The sequence below is a fragment of the Sphingobium sp. GW456-12-10-14-TSB1 genome, assembly GCF_059424385.1.
The window spans coordinates 1,042,170-1,056,082 of record NZ_JBWKZI010000001.1 but is presented as its reverse complement, the minus strand read 5'-3'; the positions used below and the strand labels follow the sequence as shown (position 1 = coordinate 1,056,082).

The following is a 13,913-nucleotide window of genomic DNA, read 5'->3' as shown; positions in this document are numbered from 1 at the left end:
GCAATATTTCTGCAACCCAACGCAATTTAGGGTTTGCGAATCCCGATGACGCTGCTAATTGCCCGCCCACGCCAACGGGCACTGGTCATCCAGACCGCCCGATTGCCGGTGTGGACGCATAGCTCAGTTGGTAGAGCAGCTGACTCTTAATCAGCGGGTCCTAGGTTCGAGCCCTAGTGCGTCCACCAAATTCTCACTTAAATTCAAGTTCTTACAGGTCATTGGACTGCGAAGTTTCGCAGGATGTGCCCAGCTAGGTAGCTCTCTAGGTAGCACGCAAGAGATTTGGTTTCGCCCAGAGCCATAGGGCATGGGCAAGCTGGACGCGCCTTGCAGGTCGTCGTCTCGCCCACAAATGATCCTTGATTCGGACTATTGGGCTCCCGCACAACGAGGGCGTTGTAAGCGGGATGCTTCAGCCCGTCAGAGACAGCGACTGCTGTGATCTCATTGCTCTAAGATTGTGTATCTGTTACCATAAGTCTGCTGACCTAGCGCGGTGGCCCTGACTCTGCTGCTTCGGAGCGAGTCAACAATGTCAATTTCGCATCGATCATGCTCACAGTGCTTGTGGGTGCCGCCGGGCCGCAGACATTTTTCTTGTTCAGAAAAAGCGACAGCGGATCGAGCAAAAATCCCATGGCGGAGGTAATGGCAAGTGAAGCGGTTTTGCGAATCAGAGGTGTCCGGCCATTCACTAGCTTGGGCAACGGCGGACGAAATGGCGCAACGTCTCGCTGCCATTATAGAAGCTTCCGACGATGCCATCCTTACGAAGGATCTGGAAGGGACTATCACCAGCTGGAACAGGGGAGCGGAAAGACTCTTTGGCTATCGAGCGCCTGATATCATCGGAAAACCCGTCACGATTCTGCTGCCGGATGATCGGCAGGACGAGGAGGCATCGATTCTGGCGCGGCTGCGGCGAGGTGAGCACGTCCGCCGTAATGAAACGGTAAGGCGCTGCAAGGACGGAAGTCTGGTCGATATCTCACTCAGCATCTCGCCCCTACGCGATGCCAACGGCGCGGTCATCGGCGCCTCCACGATCGCAAGGGACATTACTGAGCGCAAACGAGCCGAGGAGTGGCAGCGTCTCGTCCTGCATGAAATGAACCATCGGATGAGGAATCTGTTCGCGTTATCCGCCAGCCTCGTCAGCATGAGCGTGCGCGATGCTGCCAGCGCAGCGGAACTAGCAGCCATTGTCCAAGAGCGATTGGGCGCTTTGGCGCGGGCGCATGAGCTTACGATGCCCAAAGATCCTGTCGCGGATCCCAGCGATTCTGTCCGACTGCACGCGCTCCTTCACACCATCTTGGCTCCCTATCACTGTTCGGACCATGACCAGCGTCTGCGTATCGTCGGCGACGATCTAGACCTCACGGGTAGGGCAGTGACGGCATTCGCGCTGATTTTCTATGAGCTCGCCACCAATGCCGCCAAGTACGGAGCCTTGGCGTCGCCCTCCGGTACCGTCACGATCAGATCCGCCGTGGAAGATGAGATGGTGACGCTGGTCTGGGATGAGCGCGGAGAACCGCTCGGCGATGGACCGAAGGACGAGGGGTTCGGCAGCCAGCTTGAACGCGTGGCAAGCAGACAAATCGGCGGAAGTATCGAACGTGAGTGGCGGCCGGACGGCTTGCGAGTTGAGCTCAAGGTGGCGCGCGAACGCTTGTAGGCGTGCGCGATCATCGCTCCCCGCGTGGCAATTCGATGCCGGAAATCTGCTCGATAACCTGGCGTGCCACACGCGACGGCACCGCCAAACCGATACCGACATTGCCACCGCTGGGAGCGATGATCGCGCTGTTCACGCCAATCGCTTCACCACGCATGTTGATCAACGGACCGCCCGAGTTGCCGGGATTGATCGGCGCGTCGGTCTGGACGTAGCGCGGACCGCCTTCTGAAGGTGCGCGCAGGGCACTGACGATCCCCGCCGTGACCGTCTGGCCCACCTGGAAAGGATTGCCGATGGCGACGACATAGTCACCGACATGCGTCCGGTCGGAATCGCCGAGTGGGATCTGCTTCAAGCCACGTGCAGGAATGCGCAGGACGGCAATATCCGTGTTGGGATCGCTACCGAGAAACTCGGCCTCGACCTGCCGGTTGCCAAACCCGACGGCGATCGTGCGGGCATTCTCGACGACGTGGTGGTTCGTAACCACAAGTCCGCGCGTGGCATCAACGACAAACCCTGAACCCGCCGAGATCCGGGGTGCCAGCGCCTCGTCCGGCACACCGAGGAAGAAACGATAATAGGGATCGCGCAGCAGCGGGTTCTGCGCGTAGGGCGAAGCCTGCAGCACCGCGACATTGACCACGGCGGGTGCGAGGCGCTCGACCAGCGGCGCAACCGTCAGTCTGTTCAGCGGAACCGCATCGGTCGCAATCGGTGAACTGGCTGCCACAGTCGCTTTTTCACGCCCGGCCTCGAGCCAGGCCACGGCAGACCCGCCGGCCAGACCGGAGGCGAGTCCGGTCGCGGCCAGCATGGCCAGCCAGCTGCGCGGCAGGCGCGAACCCGGTCCACGCGGGTTCACGGGCGCTCCGCTCCCGGGCCCGATTTCTCCCCATGGCGGCGCAATCGCAGGCCCAGGCCGATCAGAACGACGCCCGCGATGATCGCATATCCCGCGATCACCCAGGCGACCGACAGGATTGTGGCCAAGGGTGTGACCACGAGGGCGACCGGAATGGCAAGGCCCAGCAGGATGGAAAGGACGCCCGACAGGGCGAGGAGCCACTCGCCTTCGATGTCCTTGCGCAGCCGGATCGCCGCGGCCAGTTCCAACGCGCCGGCGATAATGGCCCAGGCGCTGAGAATGCCGAGCGTCGCCAGCGCGTAACTGACCGTCGCCACAAACGGCATCAGTACGAACAGCACCGCGACCGCGATGCCGATGATGCCGCGCAAAACGAGCGTCCACCAGCGCTCTTCATTACGCATCGCCCCGCGGGCGCCCGCGATCGTCGAAAGCAGGCCGTCCGCGCCGGCGTAGGCGGCGAAGACCATGGTGAAAGCGAACAGCGCGCTCAGCGGAAAGAGGACGGCCAGCGCGACAACGATTAGGGCGAGGACGCCGCGGACGACGAACCAAGCCCAGTTGCGGCTCAGCAGCGAAGCGCCGGTGCGGGCTTCGTTGCTCGCACCGGGATAAGTGTAATTATGTACGATTGTCGACATCCGCTGCCTCCCGTCATTCTTCGCGCTGACCGAACAGGCTCAGCAGCAGCTGGAACAGGTTGATGTGGTTCAGATAGAGCGACAGCGCGCCCATCACCGCCAGCTTGTCGGCGCGGTCGCTGCCCGCATAGGCCAGATATTCGCTCATTAGCCGCTGTGTGTCCCAAGCGGTAAGCCCGGTGAACACTAGGACGCCGGCGATCGAGAAGACGAGCTGGAGCGTCGAGGAACCGATGAACAAGTTGACGAGGCTAGCGATCACGACACCGAGAAGGCCGACCATCAGGAAGGTCGTCCAGCGCGACAGATCGACGTTGGTCGTGTAGCCCCACAGACTCATGGCCGCGAAGACCGCCGCCGCGCTCGCAAAGGCCAGTGCGATGCTGGTGCCGGTGAAGACGAGGAAGATGCTCGCCATCGACACGCCCATCACCGCCGCGAAGGCATAGAAGGCCGCGCGGGCCTGCGCCGTTGTCATCCGCTCGACACGGAACGAGAAGAACAGCACAAACGCCAGCGGCGCGAAGATCGCCACCCATTTCAGCGGGGTGCCGAAGATCGGCTGATAGACCGCGGGCGTGCTCGCGATCAGCAGCGCGACGAGCGCTGAGGTGCCAAGGCCCAGCGCCATGTTGCGATAGACGCCAAGCATATGCCGGCGGAGGCCCTCGTCGTAGACGGCCGCACCTTGGGCGCGCGTAGACGAAGGGCGCGAATATGTAACAGGGTCAAATAGGCTATTCATGCCTCACTCCTTTGTTTCCAAATCAATGAGGCACTCGGCGGCTTGGCATGAAGCCTGCGATCCTGCACCGAGCGCACTCGATGCGGTCCGACATCACGGAGGCTGGAACAACCGCCGTCAGAGGGGCCCGGTCCGCAGGCCGAATCTTGTACGGCTCCGAGCAATTTCAAGACCTTCAACTGCGCTCGCGATTGAAAAATGGAATGCGCGAAAAACCTCTTGAAAGCGCTCTACGGCTTCCTAGATTTTTTCTGCCGGACGCCAACCGGGTCCGGTGGGACACATGAGAGCGCCGGCTCTCTCCGGCGCATCTCATGCCCAAATTGCTCAATTTGGAGGATTTGGAAATGAGAACGAACTTCGACTTTGCACCTTACCGGCGCTCGACCGTCGGCTTTGATCGCCTCTTCAACCTGCTCGAGGCAGGCGCTCGCGAGGAGGACGGCTATCCGCCCTTCGACATCCTCAGAGAAGGTGAGGACAGTTACCGGATTACGGTGGCGGTCGCCGGCTTCCGGCCAGAGGACATCGAGGTGGTAGCCCAGCAGAACCTGCTCACCGTCACCGGCAAGCGTGCCGAGGACGACGGTAAGGGCGAGTATCTGCACCGCGGCATCGCCGCCCGCGCCTTCGAACGCCGTTTCCAGCTTGCCGACTTCGTCGAAGCCGGGAACGCGCGGTTCGAAAACGGGCTACTTTCGATCGAGCTGAAGCGAGTTGTGCCCGAGGCGATGAAGCCGCGGCGCATCGAAATCGGCGGCGGTGAGCCTGCGACCAAGCAAATCGGTGAGGTGAAGGAGAAGGTCAGCGAACCTGCCTGATCCATGCCCACCGGCCTGCCGGCGCCGCTACCTCCCCGTACCCCCCGCAAGCGGCGGCCGGCAGGTTAAGCCCCAATCCAGCCAGAAGAGGAGATGACTATCATGGCATTTCGTGATCTCATTCCCTGGAGCCGGCAGGAAAACCGGCTTCCGGTCCCAGTGAGCGCTGAGCGTGAGCACGAACGGGAATCCCGTTCGCATCCGTTGCTCTCGCTTCATCGTGACGTGAACAGGTTGTTCGACGATGTCCTGCGAGGTTTCGGTATGCCGGCCTTTAGCGGTTTCGAGCGAAACCTGTCCTGGCCGCATGTTGAGCTCGGCGAGACCGACAAGGAAATCCGTGTGACAGCGGAGCTACCTGGCCTCGCCGAAAAGGATGTCGAGCTCACCGTCGAGGAAGGCGTGCTCACCTTGCGCGGCGAAAAGCGCGCCGAGGTCGAGGACAAAGACCGCGGCTACTCCGAGCGCAGTTACGGTCGCTTCGAGCGGCGGATCGGCCTGCCGCAGGGCGTCGACCGTGACAAGGTAACCGCGACTTTCAAGAACGGCGTGCTCACGGTGATCCTGCCCCGGACGGAGGCGGCGAACGAGAATGTTCGCCGAATTCCCGTCAATGGGAAGGCGGCATGACCGGTCGGCCCGGGACTCAGGTCCCGGGCCTTCCGCCAATGACAACGGGCCTACGCTGAGCTCGGCGCTCCCGAGGGACGCGCGAGCGATCGTCGAGCCCCTGCCTGTCGCCACGAATCAGGGCAGCCGCGTAGCGAGTGGCAAGTGGCGTGTTCGCTTCCAGCCTCGTTGGGGTCCGTCGGCCGATGCCCTTACGGGTTGGACTGGCGGCGGGGATCCACTCGAAACGATCGAGCTCAGGTTTCCCGACCGCCAATCGGCCGAAGGCTACTGCCGACGGCAGGGGGTGCCGTTCACCTGCCGTGAAGAACCGAAGGGTCGCAGGAGTTCGGCGCCGCTCCCGGTCGCAAATGCGCCGCCCGTAATTTGCTGCTTGCCGACGGGTCCGCATCCGCTGTGCTGCGGCCAATACAGGTTCGCGAGCTAGCCGAGGTCGCGAACGCGAAAACCGTAACCCCAAAATCACGGAGGATGACAGATGAAACTGCTTGTTCGTTCAGCCTTGTTTGCCGGCATCGCGGTCCTCGCGGTCGCGGGAACCGCGCTGGCCGGCAATCTCCACAACAAGGTAATGACTGTAAGCCTGCCGGACGGCCTAGGCTCAGGACCCATTGATTGGCTGACGGCGATGTGATTCAGGCTCCGCGAGGAGACTGAGCATGAGCGACCTGTATTGGCTGACGGACGAGCAGATGGCGCGTCCTTCGCCCTATTTTCCCAGGAGCCACGGCAAGCCCCGGGTCGATGATCGGCGCGTGCTGAGCGGGATCATCTTCGTCAACCGCAACGGGCTGCGCTGGCGTGATGCGCCCAGGGAATACGGTCCGCACAAGACGCTCTACAACCGCTGGAAACGGTGGGGCGAGATGGGCGTGTTTGGCCGGATGATGGAGGGGCTGTCTGCCCAGAGAGCCGATCCCCAGACCGTCATGATCGATGCTACCTATCTCAAGGCCCACCGCACGGCTTCCAGCCTTGGGGTAAAAAAGGGGGCCTCGGCCGCCTGATCGGGCGGACCAAGGGCGGCATGAATACCAAGCTTCACGCCGTCACCGATGCCAACGGCCGCCCTTTGAGCTTCTTCATCACGGCAGGACATATCAGCGATTACACCGGCGCGGCAGCCCTGCTCGATGATCTACCCAAGGCGCAGTGGATGCTGGCTGACCGGGGCTGTGACGCCGAATGGTTCAGGGATGCGCTCGAGCAAAAGGGCATCACGCCTTGCATTCCGGGCCGGAAATCCCGTTCTTTTCCCGTCAAATACGACAAGCGCCGATCCAAACGCCGAAACCGCATCGAGATCATGTTTGGTCGCCTGAAAGACTGGCGCCGTGTGGCAACCCGCTACGACCGCTGCTCAACCGTCTTCTTCTCCGCCCTCGCTCTCGCAGCCACCGTGTTCTTCTGGCTGTGATCAACGAGTCCTGAGCCTAGCTTGGCGCTGCTACTTGCCGAGCCGGCGTTGCAGCGCGCCTGTATTGCATCGAGCAGGATATCACCATTGCATAGGAACCGAATCCTTCGCTGGCTGCGCGCTGATCGCACAGCATCAGCGAAGTGGTTCGGGCCTTGCCACTGGCTCACAAAGTGATGGCTACCCTCAGGACGCCGCCACGCTGGTAAGAATAGAGATCGTAAGCTGCCTCAATGTGGTTCAGTTGAGACTGATGCATGGCCGGCGGGTTCAGATCGATTCGCCCGGGGCCACAGACCACCATTCGCCAGCGCATGCGCTCCCCCCCGCCCGGACAAAGGGTTGTAACGATGCAATTTTCACCCAAACCTGCGGAAAACGCTCTGTGCGGAATGATCAGATCGGTGGAATCCACTCCTCAGCTCGACAACTGCTTCACTGTATTGACGCACCGCGCCGGGATTGCCGCATGACCCATTCTGGCCGCTTATCGCACCGGTCACTGGACCAGAAATTAACTACATCGCTCACGCGAAAACGGGATTTTCCTGCGTGCCCTACAGCGTCAAATGTAGGGAAAACGGCATCGCAGTCGAAAGTAATGGACGGTCAACCGACCCAGTCTCGAACGAACCGTAACCAAGCTAGCCATCTCGGCCTTGCGGGGAATCCGATGGCGTTGCTGACGATTGCTGATCGCTGGCGCTGCGCGAGGGCGAATGGAAAACCTATGCGGAAAATAACAGCTGGCGCCACCGCCCTAACCCTGCGCCCAAAACACATTGAAAGGGCGGGCGCTGGCGAAGGCCGGCACCGCGCGAATCTCAGGTCTGCGGTGCGGACGAGCGATGCACTAAATCCTTGCTGCTATTGATCCGCTGCGGAGCGCCGGTGGCGTTGCTCACCCCACCGAACATCGCAGCGCCGTCTCCGCCGGACATGTAGCAGTTGAATTCTTCGCTATAGCGCTTTGCGATGACGGCATGATCGGCGTCGGGTGCGCTAGCGTACAGTTCGGTGAACCATTTGCCCTCTTCCTCATAGACGTGGTGCGTCACCGCGCCCTCGAGATGGCCGAACTTGTCTTCGAAGTCCTCGCTCATCGGGTTCATCCGCTCCAGCAAGCCCATCTGCATCTTTGCGGCTGCCTGCTCGGTATAAGCCATTGTCGCATGGCCGGTGTCGCCAACGTCCGACAGCGGAGGATAGATCACTCCTTCTAAATGCCCCGTCAGCAGCGCCCCAAGCTCTTTCAGGCGCGCGCGGCGCGTATCCGCGTCGGTGGCGACTTTGACCGCAGCAAACGCATCGTCGATCTGCCGGTGGTGATCGAGCACCATCGCCGACCAAGGGGCGCGCGGCGCATAGGCCTCTGCGCGCGCGCGGGCATTGGCACGGTCTTCATCTGATTCTGGCGGGGTCAGCGCGGCTACGACTTTATCGAGAATGGACATGGTAAATTTCCTGATTGCCGTGTTGGCCGGATGAAGGCGCGGAAATCGATGACCGCGGCTTTCTGTCGCGTATTCAGCCCGGCGATCCGTTGCTCCAACGGGGGCAAACCTGAATGTTCCGGGGAAGGCAGGAACCGTTCGCCCTAGCGCGCCGTTTTCGGATAATGGCTATCCATACCTTCATCTATGATGCCAAGGGAGGCGACGAGGAGGTTCAGGGAATTATACCCCTGCCTTCCGAGCTTCGCGATGACCAACTGCTGTGGATCGATATCGAAGGCAGTAGCGGCGAGGACCTGGCGGCGATCGGTTCGGCATTTGGCATTACACCAAAAATGTTCGAACGGGTCGTCGATCTAAAGCGCGATGCGTTGCTAGATAACTATACCGACTCCTTCGCATTCGCCATCGACGCGCCTGGCGATTTTCGTTCCAATACGCGCCGCGAGGGGTCCAACTTGGCATGATTGTTGGAACCCGGTGGCTGATAACGGTCCACCGCGAGCAGGTTCGATATCTCTCCGACTTTCGCGCGCAGGATAAGGGTGAGACCGATATCGGCAAGTTAAGTCCAGCCCTGCTGGCGGCCTCGCTGCTGGATTGGCACCTGACCCAGTACTTCGAAGAAGTATCCGATATCGAGGCCGACACTGACCAACTCGATGCCGCCATCCTGGCAGACGGCACCCAGCGCGAGATCCTGGCAAGATCGTCGATGTCAGGTTGCGTGTTTCGAAGCTGCGGGCGCAGTTGTCGAGCCAACGGGCGATCTTCTACGGCTTCCTGCGCCCTGATTTCGCTCAGAATTTCGATCGCGCGGCGTTGGGCCCGTTCGAGCGTCTGGTATCACGGTACGAACGCGCAATTGACGAAGTGGAGCGAACCCGCGATGTTGTGGTCGGCAGCTTCGATCTTTACACCTCGATCACAACGCAGCAGACCAACGACCTTGTCAAGGTACTAACCTTTCTGACCGCGGTTATCGGCTTCTGCGCAGCGGTCGCAGGCTTGTTAGGAATGAACTTCAAGCTACCGTTGTTCGAGAGCGGAATGTTCGGGTTCGAGATCGTCATAGCTGGGTTGACAGCCTTTGGCATCGCATCGTTTGTTGTCGCGAAATGGCGAAAATGGGTATGACCTGGACGGAGCCTAATCGATGTCGAGTTCAATCATGACCGGAGCATGATCGCTAGCGCTCTCCCAAGCTCTTGGTCGTAGATAGACCTTTGCCGCTTCGAGAAATTTCGCTGCTGCCGGGTTGAGCAAAACATGATCTATCGTGAGCCCGGCATTGCGCTCGAACGAACGTCGCCAATATTTCCAGAATGTATATATGGCTTTATCCGGATGCAGCTTTCGTATCGCGTCACTCCAGCCCTGTTCCTGCAATCGCGCGTAAACGGCGCGAACTTTTGGGGCAAACAAGGCATCGTCACGCCAGCGGTCAGGCGCGTAGACGTCAAGATCAGTCGGCATGACGTTGAAATCACCCGCGATGACCACTGGCACATCGAGACCAATAAGTGTCGCAAGATGCGCCTCGAGCCTTTCGAACCAGTGCAGTTTGTATTCGAATTTCGGCCCCGGGCGGGGATTGCCGTTTAGCAGATAAAAGCCAGCCACGAGCACCCCGTTGATTGCGGCCTCATTCTAACGGCTCTGCCTATCGTCCTCACCGCCGGGCAACCCGACTCCACCCCCGGCATAGGCGAACGCATCGCCGCCTGGCGCGGCGCTCAGACTGGTTGCACCTTTGAGCACGCACACCGCCCCAAATCGAGAACTGGCTTTCTTCACGGCGCTCAGTCGGTTTTGCTCGATCTCGTCAGCGTCACAGGCCAGCATTGCCGCCAGCGCTCCGATGTGCGGCGTCAATACTGAGGGATGTGCGAGCGAGCGAAGACGATCCGCATGGGAGACAAGATACATCAGCATCGCGGCATCGAGCACCAATTGGGCGTGGCACAATCTTAGCAGGTGACCGGTAACCTTGGATGCCGCTTTACCATCGGACATCGCCGGCCCGGCGACCACAGCATCGCACATTCCCAAGAAGTTCGAAAGCGGAGCCGAGTTTTTCATTGCAATCTCGCCAGCACGATTCCGCGGCACTGCAAACGGCAACTTCTGGCATGGCGATGCCCAGTGAGAGCGGCGCGCTTTCGACGCTCACCACCTGAATTTTGCTAGCTCCAGCGCGTAGTGCTGCCTCGACAGTGAGTTGGATGCCGCCCGGGACTGTCGCGGACCCGCCAATTGCGAGCACCCGTCCGCGACTGTTTTTGTCGGCCGCATTGTCGGGTACGGGAAGCGGATGCGCCCGAAGCCAATCGCTGTCGAGGGGGCGGACTTCTTCAGCCACGCGCCGCGACAATCTTGTCCGGGGCCGCAGTGACCGAAGTCGCCTGCTCGGTCATTGGTGCAGTAATGTTGTAGCGTGCCAGCACAACTTGCCATCACGGCCCTGCGCATCATCGAGACGATATTCGGTGATCGCGCAGTTGGCGACATCTCCCTCGCGGTCGATCGCCAGAATCTGGTCTTCAGACATGTTCTCGATGATGTACCGCAGGCACAGCACCACCACCTGGTGCGCCACAATCATCACCCGCCGCCCGCCGTTGTGTAACGACACGGTGTCCAACAGCGCGCGCAGGCGGAAGATGACATCTACCCAAGATTCGCCGCCCGGCGGACGGTGGTAGAACTTGCCGAGCAATTTGCGAAACGCCGCCTGCTCGGGTTGCAATTCGCCGACGGCTGCTGTGGTCAATCCGTCGAGGATGCCGAATTCCTTCTCGCGCAGCCGCTCGTCGATGCAGATGGGCTCGTGCGGATCGTAGCCGCCAGCGGCGCCGAACAGCTTGGCGGTCTGGACCGCGCGTATATAGGGCGACGCGAGCAGGATTTCCGGTTGAGCGTCTGGTTCAAACGACGCGAACCAGCGTCCGAGCGCTGCCGCCTGTTCGCGGCCCAGGTCGGAAAGCGGCACATCGACATGGCGGTGGGTGAGAGTGATCCGCGGGATACCCTCGCCATGGGCCGCGTCGCGCGCCACATTGCCTGCACTCTGGCCATGACGGACTACCCACTAGATCGATGGCCAACGAGGGGTCATTTGTCTTTCTCCGAGCTGGCAGTACCTCGCGTTACAGCGTCGAGCTGGGCGTTGAGTTCCGCTCCAAGGAGGAGAATAAACGCGCAAAGATAGAGCCAGGTCAGAAGGACGACGATGCCCGCCAGTGCTCCCCAGGTTGCGCTATAATTACCGAAGTTCGCGGCATACCAGGCAAAGCCAGAAGTCACGGCAAACCAGCCCAGCGCGGCAAACATGGCACCGGGACTGAGCCAGCAAAATTGCCGAATGGGAGGCGGCGGCGCAAAGCGGAACAAGGCCGCCGCGGCAAGTGTACCTGTTGCCAGCAGCAGCGCGCTGCCCGCAATGGCCAGAAGCCAAGCGGTGTCGAACGCGACTGGAAGCAGCGCTGCCGGAAGGTTGAGCGCGCTGACGGCCGCGAGCGAGACGACGACAAAAATGACAGCGCCAGAGGTCAATGCCAGTATGGTCGCGGTCCGGTGGAGCCAGTTTCTCGATTCCTGAAGGTCGTAGGCAATGGTCAAAGCGGTCACCAGACCATCTACACCCTTAGTCGCCCCATATATCGCAAGACCAAGTGCCATAGCGGCACCCCAGCTTTTGCCAGCAGACGGCGCGGCAACAAGCGAAGCGATCTGGTCGCCAACGACTTTGGCAGCCTCTGCTGGCAGGTGCTTGCTGAGTGACAGCAATGCGTCACCAAGCATCTCCGGAGACGCGAACAGCCCATAAAGCAACAGCGTCGCACTAAGCGCGGGCACCAGCGAGAGGAAGCCATAGAAGGCAACGCCGGCCGCAATCAAACCAAGGTTATCCTCGCCGCTGTCCCGCCATGCATCCTTGAGCACCCGCGACCAGACGGGCCAGCCCAGGCGCCACGGGGCGCCGGAACTCCCTGCACTAGCCATGCGCTGTGTTGCCCCCATCCAGATCCAGCACCGCTTCCACCGTGTCGCCATCGGAGGCCCGCAGCCAGTTGTGCGCCCTGGTGGCGGCCATCGCTCCGTGGCCCATCGCGACGCTGATCTGGTCGAGGCCATCGACCACATCGCCTGCACAGAACAGGCCCGGTATTTCGGTGCCCAAGGGGGCGGTGGCGGCGACCTTGCCGGACTCCTCGATCACCAGACCGAGCTGACGGGCAAGGACACTGCGGGGTCTGCACCCCAGTGCGGGATAAAGGACGTCAAAGGCGAGCGGCTCAGATTGATCTTCGAAATGAAGACGCATCTCGCATTTTGTGGGTTCGAAACGGGATACCGCCTCCGAAACGACTTTGATGCCGGCCTGTCCAAGATCGCGTTGCTCCTCCCGGGTCAGTTCAACTTCGCGCCGCGGAAGAAGTGTTACGTCGTCCGAATAAGTCGACAGGAATAGAGCCTCAGCAGCGCCTGATATGTCGCAGCCGAGCACCGCAATCCGGGCACCCTTATGCTCGAAGCCATCGCAGACCGGGCAGTAACGCAGGACGCCGTTGGCGATGGCAGTTTCGTGCATCTCGTCATCGAGCGGGATCTGGTTCAGCTCAAGTCCGGTGGCAAGGATCACAGCCCGAGCCGACCAGATCGCACCCTTTTCGTCCTCCAGTAGGAACTGGCTCTCGGGCGCTGTGAGCTTCACCACCCGCGCCTTGACCAGCTGTGCACCGAACTTTTGGGCGTGACGCGTCATTCGCTCGAGCAGATCGGTTCCGGCAATACCGGCATCAAATCCGGGCGCATTGTGTGTAAGAGGAATTCGTGAGGCGCGCGCGGTGCCGTCGTGCAGGACGAGCGTCCTACGGCAATAACGGGCGGCATAGAGCGCAGCGCTGAGCCCGGCAGGTCCGGCTCCGACAATCGCGATGTCATAAGTATCGATGGCAGGTTCCCCCGACTGTGCGCAGTGTCGTGTGCGTAAAACCACATTGGCAGGTCTTTGGTTCCGCCAAGTTGCGCCCGTGTTTTCTTCACGCATCGTCGGAACTCGCGCTATTGGGAGCCGTTAAAGGGGCCATGTTCCAAACCGAAAAATCTCATCCCCGCGACGACGCCGCCGTGGTCACGTCCAAGGACACCAAGGGTTCCCGCCAGCTTCTCGCGAGCAGCGTCACCATCAATCGCCCGGCCAGCGAGGTCTACGCTTTCTTCCGGGACTTCGCACAGCTGCCGCAATTTATGGAGAATATCGAACGTATCGATGTGCTCGACGACAAACGCTCGCACTGGGTTGTAAAGGGACCGGCCGACAGCCGCTACGAATGGGATTCCCGGATTATCGACGAGATCGAAGGACAATCCCTCACTTGGCAATCCGAAGACGGCGGCGATGTCACCAACAGTGGGCGGGTAGCTTTTGCGGAAGCCGGCGCGCGTGGCACCGTCGTAACTGCAACAATCGCGTATGAGCCGCCTGGCGGCATCCTGGGAAAGCTGGTCGCCAAACTGTTTCAGCGCGAACCGTCGATCCAGACCCGCCGCGACCTGCGGCGCCTTAAACAATTGCTCGAAACCGGCGAAATCGCGACGGCGGCGCGCAATCCGGCGATCTTTGCCGAGCAGGAAGGATAAGCCG

At 60.9% G+C, this 13,913-nt stretch carries 18 protein-coding genes and 1 tRNA gene; 10 read left to right on the top strand and 9 right to left on the bottom strand.

All coding sequences use genetic code 11. The features are described 5' to 3' along the window. Positions 1–112: 112 nt before the first annotated feature. Together AC07X9_RS05180 and AC07X9_RS05175 are read left to right on the top strand one after the other, a co-directional pair. Positions 113–188: transfer RNA gene (locus AC07X9_RS05180), tRNA-Lys, on the top strand. Positions 189–721: 533 nt separating this feature from the next. Continuing rightward, the gene (locus tag AC07X9_RS05175; RefSeq protein ID WP_051586975.1) at positions 722–1,684 is read left to right on the top strand and encodes a PAS domain S-box protein; all 963 of its coding nucleotides are present in this window, start codon (positions 722–724) and stop codon (positions 1,682–1,684) included. Between the two features lie 10 nt (positions 1,685–1,694). Here AC07X9_RS05175 and AC07X9_RS05170 read toward each other — a convergent pair whose 3' ends face one another. The 3 genes from AC07X9_RS05170 to AC07X9_RS05160 are packed head-to-tail and all read right to left on the bottom strand — an operon-like array spanning position 1,695 to position 3,848. Further along, a complete protein-coding gene (locus tag AC07X9_RS05170; RefSeq protein WP_036527564.1) occupies positions 1,695–2,552 on the bottom strand; it encodes a trypsin-like peptidase domain-containing protein in 858 nt (285 codons plus the stop codon). After that, a complete protein-coding gene (locus tag AC07X9_RS05165; RefSeq protein ID WP_081799102.1) occupies positions 2,549–3,196 on the bottom strand; it encodes an HdeD family acid-resistance protein in 648 nt (215 codons plus the stop codon). Before AC07X9_RS05165 ends, AC07X9_RS05170 begins: the two co-directional genes overlap by 4 nt. Before the next feature lie 13 nt (positions 3,197–3,209). Next, a complete protein-coding gene (locus AC07X9_RS05160; RefSeq protein WP_036527567.1) occupies positions 3,210–3,848 on the bottom strand; it encodes a Bax inhibitor-1/YccA family protein in 639 nt (212 codons plus the stop codon). Positions 3,849–4,288: 440 nt separating this feature from the next. Between AC07X9_RS05160 and AC07X9_RS05155 the strand changes: the two genes are divergently transcribed. The 5 genes from AC07X9_RS05155 to AC07X9_RS05135 all read left to right on the top strand — a co-directional run bounded on the left by AC07X9_RS05155 (position 4,289) and on the right by AC07X9_RS05135 (position 6,809). Beyond that, positions 4,289–4,762, top strand: coding sequence for an Hsp20 family protein (locus tag AC07X9_RS05155; RefSeq protein ID WP_036527568.1), 474 nt, complete (start codon positions 4,289–4,291; stop codon positions 4,760–4,762). Positions 4,763–4,864: 102 nt separating this feature from the next. Continuing rightward, positions 4,865–5,392 (top strand): Hsp20/alpha crystallin family protein, encoded by a 528-nt coding sequence (locus tag AC07X9_RS05150; protein ID WP_036527734.1) that lies wholly within the window; start codon positions 4,865–4,867, stop codon positions 5,390–5,392. After that, a complete protein-coding gene (locus AC07X9_RS05145; protein ID WP_363331276.1) occupies positions 5,355–5,819 on the top strand; it encodes an NADH dehydrogenase ubiquinone Fe-S protein 4 in 465 nt (154 codons plus the stop codon). The genes AC07X9_RS05150 and AC07X9_RS05145 overlap by 38 nt, the downstream gene beginning before the upstream one ends. A gap of 51 nt (positions 5,820–5,870) precedes the next feature. Then, on the top strand, positions 5,871–6,026 hold the full coding sequence (locus tag AC07X9_RS05140) for a hypothetical protein (protein ID WP_155986348.1): 156 nt from the start codon (positions 5,871–5,873) through the stop codon (positions 6,024–6,026). Between the two features lie 25 nt (positions 6,027–6,051). Continuing rightward, positions 6,052–6,809, top strand: a protein-coding gene (locus AC07X9_RS05135; RefSeq protein WP_139797265.1) for an IS5 family transposase whose coding sequence is annotated in 2 segments (ribosomal slippage) — positions 6,052–6,373 and positions 6,373–6,809 — 759 coding nt in all. Because the reading frame shifts where the segments join, the coding sequence is not laid out codon by codon here. 824 nt (positions 6,810–7,633) lie between these two features. Here the strand turns inward: AC07X9_RS05135 and AC07X9_RS05130 are convergent. Next, positions 7,634–8,263 (bottom strand): hemerythrin domain-containing protein, encoded by a 630-nt coding sequence (locus AC07X9_RS05130; RefSeq protein ID WP_176217825.1) that lies wholly within the window; start codon positions 8,261–8,263, stop codon positions 7,634–7,636. 164 nt (positions 8,264–8,427) lie between these two features. On the opposite strand from AC07X9_RS05130, the gene AC07X9_RS05125 reads away from it, so the two are divergent. Both AC07X9_RS05125 and AC07X9_RS05120 read left to right on the top strand, forming a co-directional pair. Beyond that, on the top strand, positions 8,428–8,730 hold the full coding sequence (locus AC07X9_RS05125) for a hypothetical protein (RefSeq protein WP_036527573.1): 303 nt from the start codon (positions 8,428–8,430) through the stop codon (positions 8,728–8,730). 241 nt (positions 8,731–8,971) lie between these two features. Continuing rightward, on the top strand, positions 8,972–9,400 hold the full coding sequence (locus AC07X9_RS05120; RefSeq protein WP_084276701.1) for a CorA family divalent cation transporter: 429 nt from the start codon (positions 8,972–8,974) through the stop codon (positions 9,398–9,400). 12 nt (positions 9,401–9,412) lie between these two features. Here AC07X9_RS05120 and AC07X9_RS05115 read toward each other — a convergent pair whose 3' ends face one another. From AC07X9_RS05115 to AC07X9_RS05095, 5 genes are all read right to left on the bottom strand, one after another. Beyond that, positions 9,413–9,901, bottom strand: coding sequence for an exodeoxyribonuclease III (locus AC07X9_RS05115; RefSeq protein ID WP_254908096.1), 489 nt, complete (start codon positions 9,899–9,901; stop codon positions 9,413–9,415). Between the two features lie 12 nt (positions 9,902–9,913). Next, positions 9,914–10,345 carry an ADP-dependent NAD(P)H-hydrate dehydratase gene (locus AC07X9_RS05110; RefSeq protein ID WP_254894902.1) on the bottom strand — a complete coding sequence of 144 codons (432 nt, stop codon included), beginning with the start codon at positions 10,343–10,345 and terminating at the stop codon, positions 9,914–9,916. Positions 10,346–10,676: 331 nt separating this feature from the next. After that, positions 10,677–11,321 carry a histidine phosphatase family protein gene (locus AC07X9_RS05105; RefSeq protein ID WP_254894901.1) on the bottom strand — a complete coding sequence of 215 codons (645 nt, stop codon included), beginning with the start codon at positions 11,319–11,321 and terminating at the stop codon, positions 10,677–10,679. Positions 11,322–11,377: 56 nt separating this feature from the next. Further along, positions 11,378–12,268, bottom strand: a complete 891-nt coding sequence (locus AC07X9_RS05100) for a YihY/virulence factor BrkB family protein (protein WP_051586976.1) — start codon at positions 12,266–12,268, stop codon at positions 11,378–11,380. Further along, entirely contained in the window at positions 12,261–13,316 is a 1,056-nt protein-coding gene (locus AC07X9_RS05095; RefSeq protein WP_081799106.1) for an NAD(P)/FAD-dependent oxidoreductase, read from the bottom strand. Before AC07X9_RS05095 ends, AC07X9_RS05100 begins: the two co-directional genes overlap by 8 nt. A gap of 38 nt (positions 13,317–13,354) precedes the next feature. On the opposite strand from AC07X9_RS05095, the gene AC07X9_RS05090 reads away from it, so the two are divergent. Further along, a complete protein-coding gene (locus AC07X9_RS05090) occupies positions 13,355–13,909 on the top strand; it encodes an SRPBCC family protein (protein ID WP_036527582.1) in 555 nt (184 codons plus the stop codon). Positions 13,910–13,913 lie beyond the last annotated feature (4 nt).